Origin of the sequence: Labilibaculum manganireducens, assembly GCF_963665805.2 — a bacterium.
GTDB lineage: Bacteria > Bacteroidota > Bacteroidia > Bacteroidales > Marinifilaceae > Labilibaculum > Labilibaculum manganireducens.
On record NZ_CAXXEE010000003.1, the window covers coordinates 368,326 to 389,043 of the forward strand.

General features: G+C 35.8%; 17 protein-coding genes and 1 riboswitch. Of the genes, 11 read left to right on the forward strand and 6 right to left on the reverse strand.

The genetic code is table 11. The features are described 5' to 3' along the window. Window positions 1-8: 8 nt before the first annotated feature. The 3 genes from lptC to ACHZAX_RS01585 all read right to left on the reverse strand — a co-directional run bounded on the left by lptC (window position 9) and on the right by ACHZAX_RS01585 (window position 2,908). Window positions 9-578, reverse strand: coding sequence for an LPS export ABC transporter periplasmic protein LptC (gene lptC / locus ACHZAX_RS01575; RefSeq protein WP_143470864.1), 570 nt, complete (start codon window positions 576-578; stop codon window positions 9-11). 4 nt (window positions 579-582) lie between these two features. Further along, complete coding sequence (locus ACHZAX_RS01580) at window positions 583-1,920, reverse strand: tetratricopeptide repeat protein (protein WP_143470863.1); 1,338 nt, start codon at window positions 1,918-1,920, stop codon at window positions 583-585. A gap of 250 nt (window positions 1,921-2,170) precedes the next feature. Next, the gene (locus ACHZAX_RS01585) at window positions 2,171-2,908 is read right to left on the reverse strand and encodes a type III pantothenate kinase (protein WP_320017775.1); all 738 of its coding nucleotides are present in this window, start codon (window positions 2,906-2,908) and stop codon (window positions 2,171-2,173) included. A 204-nt stretch (window positions 2,909-3,112) separates the two neighbouring features. Here ACHZAX_RS01585 and ACHZAX_RS01590 point away from each other — a divergent pair, with 204 nt between their 5' ends. Further along, the gene (locus tag ACHZAX_RS01590; RefSeq protein WP_320017776.1) at window positions 3,113-4,219 is read left to right on the forward strand and encodes a PAS domain S-box protein; all 1,107 of its coding nucleotides are present in this window, start codon (window positions 3,113-3,115) and stop codon (window positions 4,217-4,219) included. Between the two features lie 40 nt (window positions 4,220-4,259). On the opposite strand, the gene mfd is transcribed toward ACHZAX_RS01590, so the two are convergent. After that, window positions 4,260-7,610: a transcription-repair coupling factor gene (gene mfd, locus ACHZAX_RS01595; RefSeq protein WP_320017777.1), complete on the reverse strand. Its 3,351-nt coding sequence runs from the start codon at window positions 7,608-7,610 to the stop codon at window positions 4,260-4,262. A gap of 294 nt (window positions 7,611-7,904) precedes the next feature. On the opposite strand from mfd, the gene ACHZAX_RS01600 reads away from it, so the two are divergent. Both ACHZAX_RS01600 and ACHZAX_RS01605 read left to right on the forward strand, forming a co-directional pair. Then, window positions 7,905-8,570: a hypothetical protein gene (locus ACHZAX_RS01600; RefSeq protein ID WP_320017778.1), complete on the forward strand. Its 666-nt coding sequence runs from the start codon at window positions 7,905-7,907 to the stop codon at window positions 8,568-8,570. A gap of 13 nt (window positions 8,571-8,583) precedes the next feature. After that, the gene (locus tag ACHZAX_RS01605; RefSeq protein WP_124993898.1) at window positions 8,584-8,874 is read left to right on the forward strand and encodes a YciI family protein; all 291 of its coding nucleotides are present in this window, start codon (window positions 8,584-8,586) and stop codon (window positions 8,872-8,874) included. A 1-nt stretch (window position 8,875) separates the two neighbouring features. Here ACHZAX_RS01605 and ACHZAX_RS01610 read toward each other — a convergent pair whose 3' ends face one another. Further along, window positions 8,876-9,460 carry a hypothetical protein gene (locus ACHZAX_RS01610; protein WP_320017779.1) on the reverse strand — a complete coding sequence of 195 codons (585 nt, stop codon included), beginning with the start codon at window positions 9,458-9,460 and terminating at the stop codon, window positions 8,876-8,878. A 366-nt stretch (window positions 9,461-9,826) separates the two neighbouring features. Between ACHZAX_RS01610 and ACHZAX_RS01615 the strand changes: the two genes are divergently transcribed. From ACHZAX_RS01615 to ACHZAX_RS01635, 5 genes are all read left to right on the forward strand, one after another. Further along, window positions 9,827-10,501 (forward strand): hypothetical protein, encoded by a 675-nt coding sequence (locus ACHZAX_RS01615; protein WP_320017780.1) that lies wholly within the window; start codon window positions 9,827-9,829, stop codon window positions 10,499-10,501. A 605-nt stretch (window positions 10,502-11,106) separates the two neighbouring features. Further along, the gene (locus ACHZAX_RS01620; protein ID WP_320017781.1) at window positions 11,107-12,765 is read left to right on the forward strand and encodes a hypothetical protein; all 1,659 of its coding nucleotides are present in this window, start codon (window positions 11,107-11,109) and stop codon (window positions 12,763-12,765) included. Window positions 12,766-13,029: 264 nt separating this feature from the next. Next, window positions 13,030-13,155 carry a flavodoxin family protein gene (locus ACHZAX_RS01625; protein WP_320017782.1) on the forward strand — a complete coding sequence of 42 codons (126 nt, stop codon included), beginning with the start codon at window positions 13,030-13,032 and terminating at the stop codon, window positions 13,153-13,155. Window positions 13,156-13,169: 14 nt separating this feature from the next. Continuing rightward, complete coding sequence (locus tag ACHZAX_RS01630; protein WP_324292984.1) at window positions 13,170-13,709, forward strand: flavodoxin family protein; 540 nt, start codon at window positions 13,170-13,172, stop codon at window positions 13,707-13,709. A 195-nt stretch (window positions 13,710-13,904) separates the two neighbouring features. After that, window positions 13,905-14,492 (forward strand): phospholipid scramblase-related protein, encoded by a 588-nt coding sequence (locus ACHZAX_RS01635; protein WP_101309378.1) that lies wholly within the window; start codon window positions 13,905-13,907, stop codon window positions 14,490-14,492. Window positions 14,493-14,599: 107 nt separating this feature from the next. Here ACHZAX_RS01635 and fbp read toward each other — a convergent pair whose 3' ends face one another. Then, on the reverse strand, window positions 14,600-15,622 hold the full coding sequence (fbp, locus tag ACHZAX_RS01640; RefSeq protein ID WP_101309469.1) for a class 1 fructose-bisphosphatase: 1,023 nt from the start codon (window positions 15,620-15,622) through the stop codon (window positions 14,600-14,602). Window positions 15,623-15,974: 352 nt separating this feature from the next. Between fbp and ACHZAX_RS01645 the strand changes: the two genes are divergently transcribed. The 3 genes from ACHZAX_RS01645 to ACHZAX_RS01655 all read left to right on the forward strand — a co-directional run bounded on the left by ACHZAX_RS01645 (window position 15,975) and on the right by ACHZAX_RS01655 (window position 20,689). Then, complete coding sequence (locus tag ACHZAX_RS01645; RefSeq protein ID WP_320017784.1) at window positions 15,975-17,231, forward strand: aspartate kinase; 1,257 nt, start codon at window positions 15,975-15,977, stop codon at window positions 17,229-17,231. A 233-nt stretch (window positions 17,232-17,464) separates the two neighbouring features. Beyond that, the gene (locus tag ACHZAX_RS01650; protein ID WP_320017785.1) at window positions 17,465-17,869 is read left to right on the forward strand and encodes an endonuclease domain-containing protein; all 405 of its coding nucleotides are present in this window, start codon (window positions 17,465-17,467) and stop codon (window positions 17,867-17,869) included. Between the two features lie 931 nt (window positions 17,870-18,800). Continuing rightward, window positions 18,801-18,908: riboswitch (SAM riboswitch) on the forward strand. 461 nt (window positions 18,909-19,369) lie between these two features. After that, on the forward strand, window positions 19,370-20,689 hold the full coding sequence (locus ACHZAX_RS01655; RefSeq protein WP_320017786.1) for an O-acetylhomoserine aminocarboxypropyltransferase/cysteine synthase family protein: 1,320 nt from the start codon (window positions 19,370-19,372) through the stop codon (window positions 20,687-20,689). Window positions 20,690-20,718 lie beyond the last annotated feature (29 nt).

Here is a 20,718-nt window from a genome sequence, read left to right on the forward strand (position 1 = left end):
TTTTATTCTTATTGTTCTGTTTCATCATTTAAATATACTTCACCAGTAACTTTTTTGAGGGTAATCTTATCCATTTTATCATCAGAAGAAAAACCGATTCCTTCCAAAACCTGACCGTCATCTGTGGTAATTCTAACATATTGATCCGAATAAATGAGACCTTTACCTTGATCCCAGTACATTAATTCGGTATTTATTGTTTTCCCGTCATCACTAACAGCAATAACTTTATTTCTTAGTTCCCACAATTGATCTGAGGTAAAGTGTTTGGCATAATTTGCTTCTATTTGTCCGGCAACAGTTCCGTCATCGTCATAGGAAGTAATTTTTCCTCCTTTTGGGAAATCCTGATACTCTTTATCTTCGGTTTTCACATCAATAAATTCAACCGCAAAAGCACGATATTTAATTCGTGTCGAATCGGTGAAAATAAATTCAACATCTTTGCCCGAACGCTCCGGGGTTTTTTCGTTACTTGTAATACTTTGTACCTCTTTAATACTGTTTTCACAAGACAAAAGCATTGTAATCCCGGAAAGGATCACAATGCTTTTGATAATATTATTGATATTTTTCAATGTTTTATTCTGTTAATCTTGCTTTGGTTGATTCGTTAATCCAATCTCCAACTTTATAAGTATCTCCTTCTTTAATTCCTTCGAAGAAAGCTTCCTCTTTGCGAGGGAAATACTTAGAGTAAGTAGTAATTAATTCGCGGGCTTCTTCAGAACAATCAGGATCTAAAGCTTTAGCTTTAGCGAATTTATCAACAGCTACCCAATAAACAGCTTGTTTTTCAAGCGGACTTGATCCGTAATTTTTGCTGTAAGCCGCATAAGCTTTTCCAATCAACAAATAAGGTTGTCCCCAATTCGCTCTAAAGCCAGCAGCCTTTAATGCGTTGGATTTAGCATCACTGTATTTGCCTTGCATTAAAAGAATGGTAGCTAATTTGAAATGAAGGTCTGCTTTAACATCAGCATCTGTTTCCAATTCGATAGACTTAACTAAGTACTCTTTACTTTTGTCAAATTCTTTTTTCTTGATAAACATTTTTGCCAGATTGTGTGCAGCATCAGCATTAGGATCCAATTCGTATTTTCTTTCCGCAACTTCCGCATACAAAGCTCCATCTTCACATTCCTGACGATTCAACATTCTTAAGATCTTATTGATCAGAACCAAATCATCATGATTTGCATGAAATTTAGGAGTAAAGATATTGCTTAAGGTTTCACAATCAGCAACTCCGGCAGCAAAGAAAATTTGTTCTACATTCAATCTTGCGTTGTTGATATTGTCTTTTTTAGCTGGATCAGTCTCAGCATCCATTTGCTTCTTAGCCATATCCATAAAAAGAAGGTAATTGTCGATTACTTCTTCTGCTTCTATTTGATTGTTTTGAACCAAAACTTTTGATGCTTCCATTGTGTTGGCAATAACTTTCGCTTCAGCATCCAGTCCTTGCATTTCAATGGATTTTTTCATTATAGCATAAGCTTCTTTTACAGAAGGGATGTCTTTTTCACGGTATTGAAATAAATCACCACCTTTACGTCCAAGAATCCAACCTGCAGGATATTTACGATCTTTACCAAAATATTTAATTCGGTTATCGTAAACCATCATTAAAGTGTCAATGTATTTGTCATTCTTAGTAGCGCGGTATAATCCTTCCATTATTTTCACACCATTAATATAAGTGGATTTTTGGTAGGCGGGTGCATTTTTATAAACGTATCTCCATCCGGTAAGTGCTTCTTTGTAATTTCCCTGCTTTACCATCTCGATGTAAAGAGATGCGTTCAAAATTGTTTGAGCACTATCCAACCCATATTTTGATTCCAAAGTCTGAGCTTCCGCTTTAAACAGACCCGAAAACAAAAGAACCATTGTTACAATTAAAAGTCTTGTCTTCATATTACTATTTTTTTTTATAATCAAGTTACTTTTTATTTCAAAACCAAAAATGACATTTCGATTTACCTGCAAAATCTCAATATTTTAAACCAGGGTCTAAATATAACGAAAGTTTTAGTTTTGTCAGAACTAAAACTGCAAAACTCATACCAAAAATTAGTACAAGCTTCTAAACTGGTTGGGATATCTATATTTAAGAGCCCTTTGCAAAACTATAAATAAAATATAAAGCTGCAAAAAATACTGCTTATTAAGAGTGAATCAATAAATTAAATTCCAATATCTTATTCAAACCTTCCAATACGATTTCGGGATGATAAGCTGCTTTGTTATCTAATGATTTATTCAAAAAATGGGCATCTCCTCCGGTAATCACTACACGTAATTCCGGATGTATTGTTTTTAATTTGTTGATGTATGAATCTATTTCGAAGATCAGACCATTTTGAACGCCTGATACTATTGCATCATTGGTGTTTTTACCAATTAAACTGAAATCTTCATTTTTTGACAGCTCGGGCAGGTTTTGAGTAAATTCATGCAAAGCTTTGAACCGCATTTTTAAACCGGGAGATATACAGCCTCCTAAATATTGGGCTTTAGCAGTAACAAAATCGAACGTGATAGCGGTTCCGGCATCTATTACCAGTATGTCTTTTCCTTTATACAAACCATGTGCGCCTGCACAAGCGGCTAATCGATCGTAGCCGAGTGTGCTTTTCGATTCATATAAGTTTTCCAGTGGTGTGCCTATTTCTGAATTAAAAAACAGAACAACTTTGCAGGCCAATTTTAATTTGGAGATTAATTCTTCAGGATATTTTCTAACAGAAGAAATAATAACATTGGGTGCATTTTCACATTTTGATAAAAGGCCGGAAACGAATTCAGTTTCCCCTAATGTTGAGTTTTCAAGTCTAACTAATTGATTGTTTTCAAAGAAGCCTGACTTTATTTGTGTGTTCCCTATGTCTACTATTAAATTCAAAAGAGTCGGAATGATGGTAATTTATTGTAAATGTCTTGTAAAATCGCATAAAATTAGTAAACTTTAGGCATATTAGTCTATTGATACTTAGGTTTTTTATAATCATTTTAAATAAGATGGTATTTAATTATTCAGTAAGTACAATTTAAATGATTACATATCCTTTTTTAGATTAAAATCGATCACACATTCAATTTTAGATTGATGAAGAAAAAAATTTTAATTGTAGAAGATGACAGTTTAATATCGACCATCTTTCGGATGTTTTTAAAAGAACTGGGTTACGATCTTATCGGAATAGTAGAGGATGGAAAAGAGGCTATTCGTTTGTGTGAAACAATGAAACCGGATATTATTCTGATGGATGTTCATTTGGGTGGAGGTCTGGATGGAATTCAAACTACAGAATTAATTAAAACCAAATTTGACATTCCGGTTATCTTCCTTTCCAGCGATACTGAAGAAAGCACAATTCAAAGAGTTATTAATATTCATTCTTATGGATATTTGGTGAAACCAATTGATAAGAGGGAACTTGGTATTTCAATAGAATTGGCTTTTTATAAACATCAATTTGATTTGGATCAGAAAATGCGCGAACAGCGTTTTCGAAACTTCATTACCGATTCACCCGAAGCTATTATTGTGATCAATGAAAATGGTTTGATCGAATATCTGAACTGTCTGGGATTAAAATTATTCAAAACAGCATACATCGAAGATTTAATGGGCTTGCCCTTGTTGTCTTTTGTTGATGATGATTACTCGGCAATTTTTAAAGAGAGATTGGAGAATTCGTCGGCTATGGAAAAAGGAATTTCTTATACTCACCTGAAATTAAAAACCATACATGGCGAATTGATTGATGTGGGTTTGACCGGAGCTCAAATTGAATTTAATGGGAAGAAAAATTTACAATTAATTGTTCGTGATATTACGCGTGAGTTTGCCTATCGTCAGTTGTTGGCTGAAAAAGCGAATATCATTAATAATTTTGTTGATGGTGTTGTTACTTTCGACCTTGAGGGGAAGGTGAAATCTTGGAACCGGGCATGTGAACGGATTTTTGGTATTTCCGAAATCAATACTATTGGCAAAGCTTACAGCAGCTTGTTTATTTCTGATAAACAAAAAACTTTTGCTGAAGATATTTTAATTCCGGCAGAAAAGAAAGGCAAATATAAAACAAATTTTATTTTAGATATTATGGGTAAAAAGCAGGAAATTAAATTAATTGCTAATTTGCTGCGAAACGAAAAAGGAGAAGAAACCGGAGTGGTTTGCTACATTCGGGATCATTCGTGTTCTTAAAAAATAAACTCCGATCATTTTATCGATCGGAGTAATGATGTTATATCTCATTGATTAGAGCCAGTATTTCGCTGGCTTTTTTAATGTTCTTAATTTTTTCGAAACTAAGACTTAGTCTGTTTTTTGCTTCTTTCATTTTGCAGGGAACAACTTGTGTTTGCAGAAATTGCAGGACTTTGCTAAACTGTGCTGATTTATAGAAAGCTGAATCCTGATCGGAAATAAAATACAGAACCAGTTTTCCCTTTTTAAGAATGATTTTTTCGATTCCTAAATCCAAAGAAATCCAACGCAAACGAACAACATCCAACAGTTCAAGACATGGTTCGGGTAAGTCTCCAAACCGATCTTTTAGCTGAGATTCAAATGTTTTTATTTCTTCTTCGGTCTGAATGTTATCCAATTCGCGGTACAAACGAATTCGTTCCGAAATGCTTTCAACATATTTCTCAGGAAAAAGAATTTCCAAATCGGTATCTATTTGGCATTCGCTTATAAATCGGAGAACATTTTTTCCTTCATCTTTCTTTTCATCTTCGAAAACATCTTTGAATTCATTCTCCTTCAATTCCAGAAGTGCTTCGTTCAGAATTTTGTGATAGGTTTCGTAACCGATATCAGCAATAAAACCGCTTTGTTCGCCACCCAGTAAATTACCCGCGCCGCGAATATCCAAATCCTGCATGGCAATATTAAAACCACTTCCCAGTTCCGAGAAGTTTTCAATGGCCTGAAGTCTTTGTCTGGCTTCCTGAGTCATGGAATCATGCGGAGGAGTTAACAAATAGCAAAATGCTTTTTTGTTCGACCGGCCAACGCGGCCCCTTAACTGGTGCAGTTCGCTCAAGCCAAAATTCTGTCCGTTATTAATGATGATGGTATTGGCATTCGGAATGTCCAAACCAGATTCAATTATGGTAGTTGCAATCAGAACATCAAAATCGCCACGAATAAAATCAAGCATGATTTTTTCCAGTTTAGGCCCTTCCATTTGTCCGTGGGCAACCACAGTTGAAACACCTGGAACGGCTCTCTGAATCATTGCTTCAACGTCTTTGATATTTTGAACCCTGTTGTGAATAAAGAAAACCTGTCCGTTTCGTTCCACTTCGTAGGTAATTGCTTCCCGAATAATGTCTTCGTTAAAATTATGAATTTCGGTTACAATCGGATAACGGTTTGGTGGCGGCGTATTGATGATTGACAAATCCCTGGCTCCCAGCAAGGAAAATTGAAGAGTTCTTGGAATTGGAGTAGCAGTTAATGTTAAGGTATCAACATTTACTTTAAACTGTTTCAATTTTTCTTTTACGGATACACCAAATTTCTGCTCTTCATCAATAATCAGCAGGCCCAGATCTTTAAACTCAACATCTTTTCCTATGATCCGGTGTGTCCCGATTATAATATCAGTTTGTCCGGCTTTTAAATCTTTCAAAATCTGTTTCTGATCTTTCGACGTTCTCATTCTGCTGATATAATCTACCGTACAGGGAAAATTTTTCAATCGATCGTTAAAGGTTTTGAAATGCTGAAAGGCCAGGATTGTGGTCGGAACCAGAATAGCGACCTGTTTGTTATCAGCAACAGCTTTAAAAGCGGCACGAATTGCAATTTCGGTTTTTCCGAAACCAACATCACCACATACCAGCCTGTCCATTGGGTAAGGCGATTCCATTCCTTCTTTGGTTGCGATTGTTGCTTTCACCTGATCGGGAGTATCTTCATAAATGAAGGAAGCTTCCAATTCCTGCTGCATATAGGTGTCGGGACTGAACGAAAAGCCTTTTTCTGATTTTCGTTTGGCATAAAGGGCAATCAAATCCTTGGCAATGTCTTTTACCTTGCCTTTGGTTTTTTCCTTTAGCTTTTGCCATGTGCCGTTACCCAGTTTGTATATTTTAGGAGCAGATCCGTCTTTGCCTTTGTATTTTGAAATTTTATGCAGCGAGTGCAAACTCACATACAGAATGTCATTGTCTTTGTAAACCAGGCGAATTACTTCCTGTGGTTTGCCGTTTGTATCGATTAGCTGCAAACCTCCGAAACGACCAATTCCATGATCGGAATGAACGATGTAATCACCTGGGTGAAGGCGGTTAATCTCTTTAAGAGTTACCACTTCCTTGGCTTTGTGAACCGTTGAGTTCTTAAGCTGAAATTTGTGGTAACGATCGAAAATCTGGTGATCGGTGAAGATCGATATTCTCAGGTCTTTATCCGAAAATCCTTCATGAAGTGTATGGTTTACATCCTGAAAATCAACTTCAATTCCCTGGTCTTCAAAAATATTGTGGATTCGTTCAATCTGTTTTGGATTGTCGGAAAGAATATAATTCGATTCTGCTTTGGCATTGTTATTTAGTAAATGCTGGCCAAGTAATTCGAAATTTTTATTGAAAGCTGGTTGAGGACTCTGATTGAACTGAAGCTCTTCCTGAGCCACAAAAAAGAATTTTTGTCCGAATTCCAATGTCGAAAAATCACTTAGCTGATTCAAAAATTCTTTGCTGTTTATCAGGTAATCTTTAGTGGATACGGAATCTTCACCCATTTGCATAAAAGGAACCTTTTCGATGGTGCTTTCATATATAGATTGGATTCGATCACAGGAAAACTGTAAATTCCTGCACCAAAAAACGGCATTGCCGGGCACAAAGGAAAGAAAGGATATCCGGGAATCCTTCAGCAGACTTTCCTGAATGTTGGGAATGATATCAACGGAGTTTAGTTTTTTTATGGATAGTTGATTTTCCACATTAAACATTCGGATGGAGTCTACTTCTTCGCCAAAAAAATCAATTCGAAAAGGATGCTCATCCGAAAAGGAAAAAATATCAATAATGCTTCCGCGGATGGAATACTGACCTGGTTCTACCACAAAATCGGCTCGTTCAAATTCATAATCGACTAAGACTTCTTCCACAAATTCGGGAGATAATTTTTCGCCGACCTTAATTGTTAAGGTGTTTTCTTCCAGTTGTGCTTTACTAATTACTTTTTCGATAACGGCTTCGGGAAAAGTAATAATGAAAGTAGGATGCTTATCGGAATTCAAACGGTTCAGACATTCGGCACGAAGAATAATGTTCGAACTGTCAGTTTTCTCATATTGAACGGAACGTTTGAAGGAAGATGGAAAGAACAAAACGGTATCTTCATCAAGCAGATTGCACAGATCATTGTAAAAATAGGCAGCCTCCTCCTTATCGTTAAACAGTAAAATGTGCGGATGTTGGCCGGGTTTAAGGGCGGAAATCAACAAAGGGAGCGAAGAACCAACCAAACCTTTTAGGTGAAGCTGAAACTTTGATTTTTGTTCCAGATATTTTTCAATGCTGTATCGGGCAGGATGCTCCGAGAAAATTTGTATAAGTTGTTTTAGTTCCAAACCCTTGTCCTTTTTTTGTTGAAACGCAAATTTAGGGAAAATATTTTAGGGAGAAGGTAAAAGGGGAAAGGATCAGAATTCAAGTTAAAAGAACAAAGAGGTAAGTGTTAAAGATGCTTCGCGTTTTTAGATGTAGAATTCTCTTTTTGAAAGGAGATTAGAAAGGCATAGATATGAAAGAGATAAATAGGATTCAAATGTTTTTTTTTTGTTAATCATAAATAATGTTTACTTTTAATGATTCGCAAATTGTATCGTAGACGAGGAATGAATTTAATCTTAAAAAAATAAATCATGAGTAAACTATTGGGTCTTTCTGCATTGTTCATATTGTTAGTACTTGTTTCGTGTCAAAGTACAACGAAAAATAGATTAGTTATGAGCTCGGATCAGTTATTGATGGAGACATTTAGTGTGAAGCAAATTGAATCTTTACAATCAATTGTTGCCTATGTAGATGATATGGTTTTATCGAAAACTAAAACTGAAAATATTGAGGAAGCATACCATGAGTATTTTGATTCTTTAAGCAAGCAATTAGAGAATGGTATTACAAAGGATGGTTTTAAATTGAATGCTCCATTTAAAGAACAGGAAAAGTATCAATTCCTGAAAAATATAGATAAGGATGTTTTTAATGGGATTTGGGTCTTAGTGGCAGAAAGTAAGGTTTTAAGTGCTTCAAAAATAGCAAGTTTGGATCAGATGAAAGATTTGGAGTTAAGTACTTCTGGTTTATATATGGATTATCTAAATAAGCTTGGAGTGACAGATAATAGATATAAAGATTTATATGATTTAATTCAAAGTACAGGAGGGATGGTTGGTCCAAGTACTTTCATGTCGGTTCATGAAGGGTTTGATTTTGGAGTTGTTAAGAATCGATTGTGGGCGGCTATTTATCTTTTAAATTTAAAAGATATTGATATTGAAATGAAAGGATATCAGGAAGAAAATTAATACTTAGTTTATCATGTTCATCATCTCATTAACCTACAAAGTACCTATCGAAAAGGTAGAGGAAGAATTGAACAATCACGTTCAGTATTTAAAAGAGCAGTATGCTTTGGGAAATTTTCAGGCCTCGGGCAGAAAAGTTCCGAGAACAGGAGGCGTAATACTTTCAACAGTGAAGGATAAAAAACAATTGGAAGAAATTCTGGCTAAAGATCCTTTTCACAAAAATGATTTAGCCGATTATGCAATCACTGAATTTATTCCCAGCATGACGAGCGACGAGTTAACTTGTTTGCTGGAGGTTTAATTTAAAATCCATAACCGACAGGGCCGTATCCGGGAACACTAACATAGCCACGGGTATTGCCATGATCGGAATTGCCGGCACTAAAGCGGGTCGACCAGAAATTATCTCCGCCACTGCCTTGTCCCATATAATAGTTCTGCTGAGCGGCCAAATACAAATTAACAGTGGGAATTGGATTGCCCTCGTAACCGGCATTACCCTGATCATCGAACCAGTAAAAACCTGGTTGAATGTAATAACCCAATACATAGCTCCACACCAACCATTCGTTCCTGGGCAGTTCCCGCCCGTTAACCACTACACTTGTATTGCCAGCTGATGCGTCTGACTTTAATTCCCCAAAATCGTGTCCGGGCAGCATAAATCCGAAAGAAGCATAACCAACAACTCCATACAAACCACTTTTGCTGTCGTACCAGTAATTTCCAGCTTTGGGTTTTAGGCCATATTCATTTTCAAGATTGGTAAGTTGAGTTTCATTCAGCTCAAGATCATTAATAATCACTTTCCCGTTTTGACTGCAAGCAATAAAGGGAACTGTAAATAGAAACAGGCTTATTAAGAGTTTGTAAATTGTATTTTTCATTGTTTTTGATATTGATTTGTTCACGAATTGGATTTAAAATATACATATGTGTGCGAAGAGAATTGGAAGCAATGTAGGGTGCTTGTGTAAAATTACAACAAAGATGATGGAGTGTCAATAGCTTGTTGATGAGACTTGATGAGTGTTTAAAATGGAGTTGTGAAAAATAATAAAGAGAATTATGTGTATTTTAATAATCGAATTGTTAAATTTAAAAATTCGATCATAAAAAATAATATAGAAGAATTGAGTGGGAACAGAGATGATTGGTGAGTTTGAAGAGCTTGATGATAGTTTATGATCCGTAGTCTCGGAATAATTTATAAAATAACATAGAGAATATTTTTTAACTAAAATCAAATTAAAATGGCAGTATTATTGAATGAAAGAATGTCGTCGCAAACTCACATTAGTAAAGGAATGCGTCATGTAAGATTATGCAAGCGAACTCAGGGAACTGAGCAATTAGTTGCAAACATTCAACCTGCAATTGATGGCTTAAAAGTTAAAGCCATTGAAATCAGTGAGCAAAAAGAGTTGAGAGATTCAGCTCAGGATGATGTGTTTTACAACGATGCCCTTCTTGATGATGCGATAAGAAACGTATCGGATGAAGCTAAATTGTACGACAGGAAAAATCCCGGACGACCTGTTTATCAGGTTTTATTTCCTGGGGGCAAGTATTCCGATATTGTTCGTGCCCCTTTTGCCAAGGAACTGAATTTGGCCGAACAAATCGCTCAGCGTATCGGTAATTTAGGTGCCGAACATGAACTAAACTCCCTGCTTATCCCCCTTACTACTGCTATTGCAAATGTGCGAACCAGCATTACGAATTTGGATGCTGAAGAAACAAAAGTGAAAACAGCAATTGCAGACGAAGAAAGTGTGAAGGCAGAATTACGAAAGCAATATGAATTTAACTATCACGATGCGGCAAAAATGTTCGGTAAAAAATATGCCGACCGACTCTTCCCCAAAACCGCTGCTAAATCCAAAGTGAAAGAAGAAGCTGTGCTTTCAACAGAACAAAGTGAGTAAAAATTTGTTGTTGCATGTGTTACATGCCCGCATTTGGTACTTCATTGTGTTGAACTGAATCATACAAGCCTACAATCGCTGTCCGAAAAAAAATCGAGAGCTGTTTGCAGGCTTGCCAAGTGTACGAAAAAGAAAATGTGAATACAAACACATGCCTGCATACATGGCTTCAACACGAACTACAGGTAGTTTGCACGCATACAAACAGCTTCCGAAAATTTTGCAGCACCACATACAGATTTGCAAACAGCACTCCATCGTTTTGTGAGCCCAAATGTTTGCCTGCAAAGGGTGCTGCAACAAAAATGAACTTCTTTTTGAGGGAAGATTGGCTCGATTTACGGAGGGTATATATTTGTTGCTCTCACTCCGGGTGAGGGGATCAATTAATGATTGAGAATTTCAACTTGAACTTGTGTTTATTATACACATGAACCTGTCTTAAAATACAAAGGATATGGAAATATAGTACAGGTTTTGTGAATGTATACATGAATTGACAGTTGTTGTTGTTGTTGTTGTTGTTGTTGTTGTAATGTGTTGAAATGCAGGGCTTTGATTTCCCATTAACTTAACATGTAATTTTAAAAACAGGAGGAATTAATATGATTAAAATAAAAAAAGTAGTATCGCTTATAGAAGATAATATTGGATCGTTGGAAAAAGATGAAAAAGATTTTCTGGAAAATTTAGAAGATAAAGGATGGATTTCAAAAGATAGAATTTGTTTGAGAGCCATTGTAATAAAATGGCTGTTGTTGCATTCTGAGGAATTTGAATATTTTAAAAACAAAGTATTTTATGTAAATAATGTAAGTATTACTGGCCAACTGGATATAGAATACTTAAAAGTTGATTTTCCTCTTGTATTTATTGACTGTCATTTTGAATCGGGAATTAATTTGATGATTTCAACAATTAAATCGCTTTTTTTATTAACGTGTGAAGTAGAAAAATTGATTAATCTCACAGGGGCAAGAATAGATGGTCAGTTTAACTGTCGGGGTACTTTAATAAATGGCAGTGCCATTGATGACGAAAACGGAGATAAATACTCTGTAATTGCAGATAATCTAATTGTTACAGGGAATGTTTTCTTTAATCTGTCAGATAAAAAACCATTTGTGGCAAAAGAGGAGGTTAGTATAAATGGAATTCAGATTAGTGGCACATTAGATTGTAGTGGTTCATTTTTTGAAAAAGGGATTAATGCACAAAGTGCACAAATTAAACAAAGTGTATTTATGCGTGATGGTTTCAAAGCTTCAGGAGAAATCGATTTGTTAGGTGCATATATAAAAGGATCTTTAGATTGTGGCTCAGGAATATTTAATAATCCTAATGGAATTGCTATTAAAGGTAGCCGTATGATGGTTGACGGAACTGTTTTCTTTGATGCTTATAAAGATGATGAAAATACGGTTGGGAAAAATATTCGTATAGATGGGATTGTTGATTTTAAAGGTGCAGAAATAACTAAGAGTTTTAAATTAAAAAGCGTAGAAAAAACTGATAACTATAAACTTAATTTAACAAATGCTTTTATTCATACACTTGAAGATGAAAACACGGGGTGGCCCCCAAAAGGTAATCTTATCTTAGATGGTTTTATTTTTGAAAATATTTCAAATGAATCTCCTCGTAAACATGAAGAGAGATTGAAATGGTTGGGTTTACAAAAAAAAGAGACCGAGTTTACTCCACAACCATACAGACAACTTGCGAACGTTTTAGATAATTTGGGTTTAGAAAAAGATGCACGCGAAATACGTATTGCAATGAATAATGAAATACGAAATAAGTCTCAAAAATGGAAACAAAAGTTCTGGTTAGGTTTTTCAGGAATGCTTATAGGTTATGGATATAAGCCATTTAAAGTTTTGAAATTCGCATTGGTAATATGGCTTTTGGGAACATTATTCTACATTGCTGGAGATGAATACAAATTAATACAACCTCCCAGTAAATTTGCGTATAAAAATTATTCTGACTCTTGTAAACTAGATGTTTTAGAGCCTTTTGATTACTACCCTAAATTTAATCCACTGGTTTATTCACTGGATGTGTTTTTGCCAATTGTCAATCTTCATCAAGAAGAAAATTGGCGTCCGGTCAGCAATAAAAAAGATAGCCAATTTTATGAAATTTTCAACATAAAAGGAGGCGGTCTTTTAAATTTATGGATGTATTTCCAAATTTTATCGGGCTGGTTTTTAACTACAATGCTTGTGGGTGGTATTTCTGGCTTAGTTAGAGATAAATAATCTACTCCCGCTCCCGCACGATTGCATCGTGTGGTTTATAGAAAAAAGCAGAGCTAACAACTTACGGATGGTAAGCATTTGATGCTCTCAACAAATCTGCCGTAGATTTGAAACTTGCTAAAAAACCTAAAACCAAAAAGAAAGTATTTGAGAAAAGGATACCTCATTGTATTCAGAACAAAAGAATGACTAAACTTGCCTTGATATTAAAATCACAAGTTGCAAACTTGCAATGAGAACAGAAAAAAGCATATAAATTTAAGAATGAAAGTAATTGCATTTAATGGTAGTCCCCGTAAGGATTCCAATACGTTTACCTTACTTAATAAGGCATTGGAAGGAGCGGCATCAATGGGAGCCGATACCGAATTGGTTCATCTCTACAACTAAATTACAAAGGGTGTATTAGTTGTTTTGCCTGCAAATTAAAGAATGGGAAAAGTTATGGCAAATGTGCTGTTAAGGATGATTTAGCTCCATTTCTGGAGAAAATTGAAAATATTGATGCGATTCTGTTTGGGTCACCGATCTATTTTGGTTCAATATCGGGTGAGATGCGCTCTTTTATGGAACGTATAATGTTTCAGTATTTAGAGTACAAAGGGGGTTATCCTTCTTTATACAAAAGGAAAATAAAAACCGGATTTATTTATAATATGAATATTTCTAATGATACAATGCATGAATATCAATACCGTCAGGAACTTAGCAGGATAGAGGCTCACAGCAGGAGGACTTTTGATTCGTCAGAAGCACTTTATGTAAACACGCAGTTTGGAGATGTTAGAGGAGTCATTGAAATAGATGGATTTGATAATATATCGTCTATTTATAGATTAAGTGAAGATCACAGATACAAAACAGATGATAAATTTATTGTAGGTTTTGGTTTGGAAGAGACAACAACTAATTTTCTTCTGAAAATTCGGTTTAAAGCATCATAGTTTGGGTTCTCATTATTATACTTGATTATAAATAATGTTTACTTGCGTAAAAATATTATGGATAATAGTATTGCTTAAGGCTTACAAACAGGCAAGGTGTTTTTCTCTAAAATAGGAATGATGAAATTAAATTCAGATAACCCTTTGGTATCTCTTACAAAATGGAGTGAGACCATTCAACAAAACAAATAAAATATGAATCCAATTTTAAGTCGAAATTCATTTTTCGTGAAGGAACATGTTGGCATGTTCAAAGCAGCAAATAATTTTGATATTTTCAATCCTGAAAATCAGGAAATGATAATGACATGCCGGGAAGAAAAACTTGGTTTTTTCACCAAGATGCTTCGCTTTACCGACTATAAGAGAATGACTCCTTTTAATATTGAAATTAAAACTGTTTCAGGTGAAAAAGTACTAACAATAAAACGGGGTGTTTCATTCTTCTTGTCTACAGTTGAAGTTTTTGATGAGAACGATAATTTATTGGGAAAGTTCAAACAAAAATTTTTCTCAATAGGTGGAAAATTTGATGTTATTGATTCTACTGAAAATATTTTGTGCACCCTTAAAGGAAAATGGACCAGCTGGGATTTTAAATTCAGTAAAGGGGAAATGGAGTTTGCTCATGTAAGTAAAAAATGGGCTGGAATTGGCAAGGAATTGTTTACATCAGCAGACAATTACATGTTGACGATTGATGAAAAAGTAACTGCAGATAATCCGATGAGAGTTTTAATTCTTGCAGCAGTAATGTGTATTGATATGGTTTTAAAAGAATAAGTGACCAATAAGTCAAGAAAACAAAGCCACTTCTCAACTGAAAAGTGGCTTTGTTCAATATTGTATTTTGATCTCACATCTCTTATCTAATATCTCACAATTATTTTTTAAATGTTGTTGAAGAAATGTAAAAACTCTTCGGTTTTCTTCACCATGTTTGTCGATCCGGTATAAAACGGAACACGTTCGTGAAGCGAAGTAGGTTTAATGGTTAAAATTCGCTGTGTGCCATCGGTAGCTTTACCGCCGGCTTGTTCAGCAACAAAAGCAATTGGATTGCATTCGTACATCAAACGAAGTTTTCCGTTGGGGTTTTTACGGGTTTGCGGATAGATAAAAATACCACCGTTCAATAAATTTCGGTGAAAATCGGCCACCAAAGATCCTATGTAGCGGGAAGTGTAGGGGCGATTCGATTTTTGATCATATTCCTGACAATACTTGATGTATTTTTTTACACCCATTGGGAAATTGATGTAATTTCCTTCGTTGATGGAATAAATGGTTCCCGTTTTTGGTGTTCTAATGTTGGGATGCGACAAACAGAATTCACCGATCGAAGGATCCAAAGTGAATCCGTTTACTCCTTTTCCGGTGGTGTATACCAACATGGTTGACGAACCGTAAATGATATATCCGGCCGCAACCTGTTTGGTTCCTTCCTGAAGGAAATCCTCAATTTTGGCAACTTCCCCCCGGGGAGAAAGGCGTTCGTAAATCGAGAAAATGGTTCCGATCGAAACATTTACATCGATGTTCGATGAGCCATCAAGCGGATCCATTGCGAAAACATATTTTCCATGTTTACTCAATTCGTCATCAAAAATAATGATTTCTTCATTTTCTTCCGATGCAACAGCACAGCATTCACCACAGGCTTTTAAGGCATCAATAAAGTGAGTGTCTGCAAAAACATCCAGTTTCTGCTGATCTTCTCCCTGCACATTTCGATCTCCATGTTCACCTAAAATATCAACCAGGCCGGCTTTGTTCACAGCACGGTTTACAATTTTAGATGCAATTCCGATATGATGAAGTAATCGGGATAATTCTCCCTTTGCTCCAGGATGATCGGATTGTCTTTGGATGATGAATTGATTTAGAGTTTGAACATTGTTGTGTTCAGTCATTTTTTTAAGGCTTTTTGGTTTACATTCATTTGGTGGCATAAAGTTATGCTTTTTTGTGAAACGCCGAAACACTTATTTCAAACGTTTACGGCAATTAATTTTAAGGTGTGAAGCCTTGGTATATTAGGTATGTAATATGTGAAAGGAAAATTGTTGTTTTAATGGCATTAAACAGGTTTTGTTTTCAACCGCGTTTTTTCTTTTTTAGGGCTAAAAAGTGCGAAATGAATTACAGGATGATCTTAAAATTTTACCAACTTTGCAATGCTGAAACAATATTTTGTAACTTCAGTTTTTATTTTGAAAGCGGGTTTAAATAACTTTTTAGTAAGAATTATCTAACAATTTTTTGATGAACATATTTAAATTTGGCGGGGCTTCGGTAAATAGTGCTGATGGTGTACGGAATTTTGTAAAAATTGTACAATCCTACAGAGAGGAAATGATTATTGTATTGTCGGCAATGGGCAAAACAACCAATGCTTTGGAAGAGATCGTTGATTCTTTTGCAGCTAAAAAGGATGGGATTGAATTTAAAGTAGATGCATTGCAAACATACCATACGAAGATTATAAATGAATTGTTTTCGAAAAAGGATGATGCTGTTTTTTCGAAAATAGAATCTCTTTTCGGGCAGTTGCGGGCTTATCTGCAAAAATCTCCTTCTTTAAGTTACGAATTTGATTACGATCAAATTGTGTGTTTTGGAGAGTTGATTTCTACAACAATTGTATCTGAATACCTTCGTTTAAGTGGTACGCCAAATAAGTGGGTGGATATCCGTACTTGTTTAAAAACGGATGATACTTATAAGGAAGGACGAATTGATTGGGAGCTTTCGCAAAAGCTGGTGCCTCAGGCTTTCGGTTTTACCAACACATTTGTATACGTAACCCAAGGATTTTTGGGTGGAACTAAAACCAATCAGACAACAACTTTAGGACGGGAAGGCTCCGATTATACTGCTGCAATTTTATCTTATATCCTTGATGTGGATAAATTGGCCATTTGGAAAGATGTTCCCGGAATTATGAATGCAGATCCAAAATGGCTGCCCGATGCGCAAAAATTAGAGCGTATTTCATATCAGGAGGCCATTGAACTTGCTTTTTATGGTGCTAAAGTAATTCATCCAAAAACCATACAACCCATTAAGAAGAAGAAAATTCCTTTGCAGGTGCGCTCTTTTCTTAGTCTGAACGAGTCAGGAACTTTAATTAGTACAGCTTCTAAAAAGCAGGATCAGTTAATTCCTGTTTATATTCGTAAACAAGATCAGGTGCTGATTTCGATACGACCAAGTGATTTTTCTTTTATACTGGAAGAAAATTTAAGTTCGTTGTTTTCCATTTTTGCAAAACACCGGGTGAAAGTAAATTTAATTCAGAATTCGGCAATTAGTTTTTCGGTATGTGTTGATAATTCAGATAGAAGATTGAAAAATTTAATTGAAGAAATTTCTACCAAATTTGAAGTGAGATACAATGAAAATCTGGAGTTGATTACGATTCGTCATCACAATTCTGAAGCTGTTGAAAGAATGACCAACGGCCGGGAAATACTGCTGGAACAACGAAGCAGAGATACTGCACAATTTGTGTTACTATAAGTTTACATTTATTTGATGAGAATTTCACCCCTCTGTCCTTCGGACATCTCCCCTGAAAATGGGAGAACTCTTTAAGCTGCATATGTTCTTAGTTTTTTGCAGAAAAATTGATTGTTAGAATCTTTCCCTTTCAGGGAATCGTAGCGAAGCAGAGATCGTGAACACATTTTAAAAATAAATTACTGTGAACCAAGTGCCGACAGGCGAAAGGGTGATTAATAGTACAAAATAGCATGAAGTATATTGAAATAAAGGATGTTAAGAGGAAATTAAGATGCAATCCTACATTATCCGAAAAGCTATTGTGGAAATATATTCGAAACAGAAAGCTACTGGGGAGGAAATTTTTAAGGCAACATGCAATTATCTATGACCATTATGAGGATGAAAATTTCTTCTTTATACCTGATTTTTATTGCGAAGCAGAGAAGCTTGCCATCGAGTTGGATGGGAAAGTACACGATTTCACCAAGGTGAGAGATGTAAAAAGGGACGAAATATTAACTGATATGGGCATTAAAGTGGTGAGATTTAAAAATGAAGAATTAATAAATATGCCTACTGTTCTAGCGAAAATTGAATCTTACTTTCATAGAAATGATAATGATCCTGTATTTGAAAGAAAATCCTTAAAGTAAATTTTTCCTCACCCCTCTGTCCTTCGGACATCTCCCCTGAAAGGAGGAGAACTCACTAAACAGCTTATGCTCTTATTTTTTTGCAGAAAAATTGATTGTATGAATCTTTCCCTTGCAGGGAATCGTAGCGAAGCAGAGATCGTGAACACATTTTAAAAATAAATTACTGTGAACCAAGTGCCGGCAAGCGAAAGGGTGAAAAGTAGCAATTTTAATTTGTGGTTTTTCCTCACCCCTCTGTCCTTCGGACATCTCCCCTGAAAGGAGGAGAACTCACTAAACAGCTTATGCTCTTATTTTTTTGCAGAAAAATTGATTGTATGAATCTTTCCCTTGCAGGGAATCCCGAAAGCTTTCGTGGTGCCGACAGGCGAAAGGGTGAATAATAGGAAATTTAAAAAAGTATCCATTCAAATTTGTGGTTTTTCCTCACCCCTCTGTCCTTTGGAAATTTTCCCTGAAAATGGGAGAACTCATTAAGCTGCATATGTTCTTAGTTTTTTAACGGAAAAACTTTCTAGTTGAATCTTTCCCTTGCAGGGAATCCCGAAAGCTTTCGTGGAGCCGACAGTCGAAAGGGTGAATAATAGGAAATTTAAAAAAGTATCCATTCAAATTTGTGGTTTTTTTCACCCCTCTGTCCTTCGGACATCTCCCCTGAAAGGAGGAGAACTCTTTAAGCTGCATATGTTCTTAGTTTTTTAACGGAAAAGCTTATTGCGGAATCTTTCCCTTGCAGGGAAAGTGCCGACAGGCGAACGGGTGTAAAAAAGCAAGAGTATAATATGATGTAAGTTGAATTTTTAAAGGAACAGAAGAATGTTTTTTTTTAATAATAAAAGACAAAGAGGTCGGGAATGTTTGGTGAATTCAAAAACTTCCCTATCTTTGTTCCCGTTATATAAGGTAAATCTCTCAGGAGAATATCTATAATTTATACAGAAGAAGTAAGAGAACAGGCTCGTTGACCTTCTGACAACCGCGGCTTCCATAGCTGAAAGGTGTCAAATCCTGACCAAATTTTTGGTGAATATAAATTAACAGATTATGAAGAAGACTCAAATTAATTACAATCAGCAGGCTCATCAGGAGCAAAACTTCACGTTGCAATCTTCAACCATGTTGATGATGCGAATGCAGCAAATGATGCGTATGATTTAACGCATTCTTTCTAAAATCTTTCCCTTTTTTTAGATACTGGTGCGTATAAAATAACACCGAACCCGGGAATTCAAATTCAATTTTGCTTACTTTTTATATTTCTGCTTTAACAGAAAGATGAATAGGTACAACCAAATCTGAAACCACATTCAGAATGTTTGAATCTAAGCAGATATGTTTTTGCGACATTCAGAAACTTCAGTTTCTAACTAATTAATCAATTTTTAAATCAAGGAATAGGCTTTTAAGCTGAATAACAAGTCGGATAATCTGATTGTTATGTAATTGCTAAAAGTGAATGGCTGACAGCAAACAGCCTGTTCGAAAAACAGAATCGCTATGTCAAATAATTTAAGATACGAAACATTACAGATACACGCAGGTCAGGAAGTTGATGCAGTAACCAACTCGAGAGCAGTTCCTTTGTATCAAACCACAGCTTACACTTTTAATAGTTCAGAACATGCAGCAAACCTGTTTGGATTGAAAGAATTCGGGAATATTTATACTCGTTTGGGGAATCCTACCAATGATGTTTTCGAGAAAAGAATTGCGGCCTTGGAAGGCGGAGTTGCAGCTGTTGCAACAGCATCCGGTCAGGCGGCTCAGTTTTTGGCGCTGACAAATATTCTGGAAGTTGGAGACAATTTTGTTAGTGCCTCACAAATTTACGGAGGAACATACAATCAGTTTAAGGTTCAGTTTAAAAAACTGGGAATAGAGTGTCGTTTTGTTGATATCGATGAGCCGGATACTATTATTCCGTTGATCGATGAAAAAACCAAAGCTATTTATGTTGAGGCTTTACCGAATCCTAAATTCTCAATACCGGATTTTGAAAAAGTATCTGCAATAGCTAAGAAATATGATTTGCCGCTTATCGTGGATAATACTTTGGGAGCAGGAGGATATTTATTCCGTCCGTTGGAACACGGAGCCAATATAGTTGTGGAATCGGCAACCAAATGGATTTGCGGTCATGGAACAGCTATTGGAGGAGTAATTGTAGATGGAGGAAACTACAATTGGGGAAATGGAAAATTCCCTCAGTTTACTGAGCCTTCAGAAGGATATCATGGATTGGTATTCTGGGATGTTTTTGGTGCCGGCGGACCATTTGGAAACATTGCTTTTGCAATTCGCGCCAGAGTAGAAGGTTTACGGGATTATGGATGCAGCCAGAGTCCGTTCAATTCTTTCCTTTTATTACAAGGATTGGAAACTCTTTCACTGCGTTTGGACCGTCATGTTGAAAATACAGTTGCTCTTGCCAAATGGTTAGAAGAGCAAGATTGGGTGGAGCAGGTAAATTATCCTGGTTTGCCATCAAGTCCTTACTACGAAAGAGCTCAAAAATACTTCAAAAAAGGAGCCGGATCAGTTCTAACTTTTAAAGTTAAAGGTGGAAAAGAAGTTGCTGATAAATTGGTTGATGGTGTGGAACTACTTTCACATGTTGCCAATTTGGGAGATGCAAAATCTTTAATCATTCACCCAAGTTCAACCACTCATGAGCAGTTGAGTCTGGAAGAGCAAAAAGCTTCGGGTGTTGAGCCGGGGTTGCTTCGTATTTCAGTAGGTATCGAACACATCGAAGACATTAAAGCTGACATCAAGCAATCTGTAGAGAAAGCAATTAACGTAGAGACAATCAATTAGTTCTTATAGTCAAATCCCAGTCGGAAATT

Coding starts and splice junctions, on each gene's coding strand:
- ACHZAX_RS01580 (WP_143470863.1), bottom strand. CDS start 1,920: ATGAAGACAAGACTTTTAATTGTAACAATGGTTCTTTTGTTTTCGGGT.
- ACHZAX_RS01590 (WP_320017776.1), top strand. CDS start 3,113: ATGAAGAAAAAAATTTTAATTGTAGAAGATGACAGTTTAATATCGACC.
- ACHZAX_RS01655 (WP_320017786.1), top strand. CDS start 19,370: ATGTCAAATAATTTAAGATACGAAACATTACAGATACACGCAGGTCAG.
- ACHZAX_RS01620 (WP_320017781.1), top strand. CDS start 11,107: ATGATTAAAATAAAAAAAGTAGTATCGCTTATAGAAGATAATATTGGA.
- fbp (WP_101309469.1), bottom strand. CDS start 15,622: ATGACTGAACACAACAATGTTCAAACTCTAAATCAATTCATCATCCAA.
- ACHZAX_RS01650 (WP_320017785.1), top strand. CDS start 17,465: ATGAAGTATATTGAAATAAAGGATGTTAAGAGGAAATTAAGATGCAAT.
- ACHZAX_RS01645 (WP_320017784.1), top strand. CDS start 15,975: ATGAACATATTTAAATTTGGCGGGGCTTCGGTAAATAGTGCTGATGGT.
- ACHZAX_RS01635 (WP_101309378.1), top strand. CDS start 13,905: ATGAATCCAATTTTAAGTCGAAATTCATTTTTCGTGAAGGAACATGTT.
- ACHZAX_RS01600 (WP_320017778.1), top strand. CDS start 7,905: ATGAGTAAACTATTGGGTCTTTCTGCATTGTTCATATTGTTAGTACTT.
- ACHZAX_RS01615 (WP_320017780.1), top strand. CDS start 9,827: ATGGCAGTATTATTGAATGAAAGAATGTCGTCGCAAACTCACATTAGT.
- ACHZAX_RS01610 (WP_320017779.1), bottom strand. CDS start 9,460: ATGAAAAATACAATTTACAAACTCTTAATAAGCCTGTTTCTATTTACA.
- ACHZAX_RS01605 (WP_124993898.1), top strand. CDS start 8,584: ATGTTCATCATCTCATTAACCTACAAAGTACCTATCGAAAAGGTAGAG.
- ACHZAX_RS01625 (WP_320017782.1), top strand. CDS start 13,030: ATGAAAGTAATTGCATTTAATGGTAGTCCCCGTAAGGATTCCAATACG.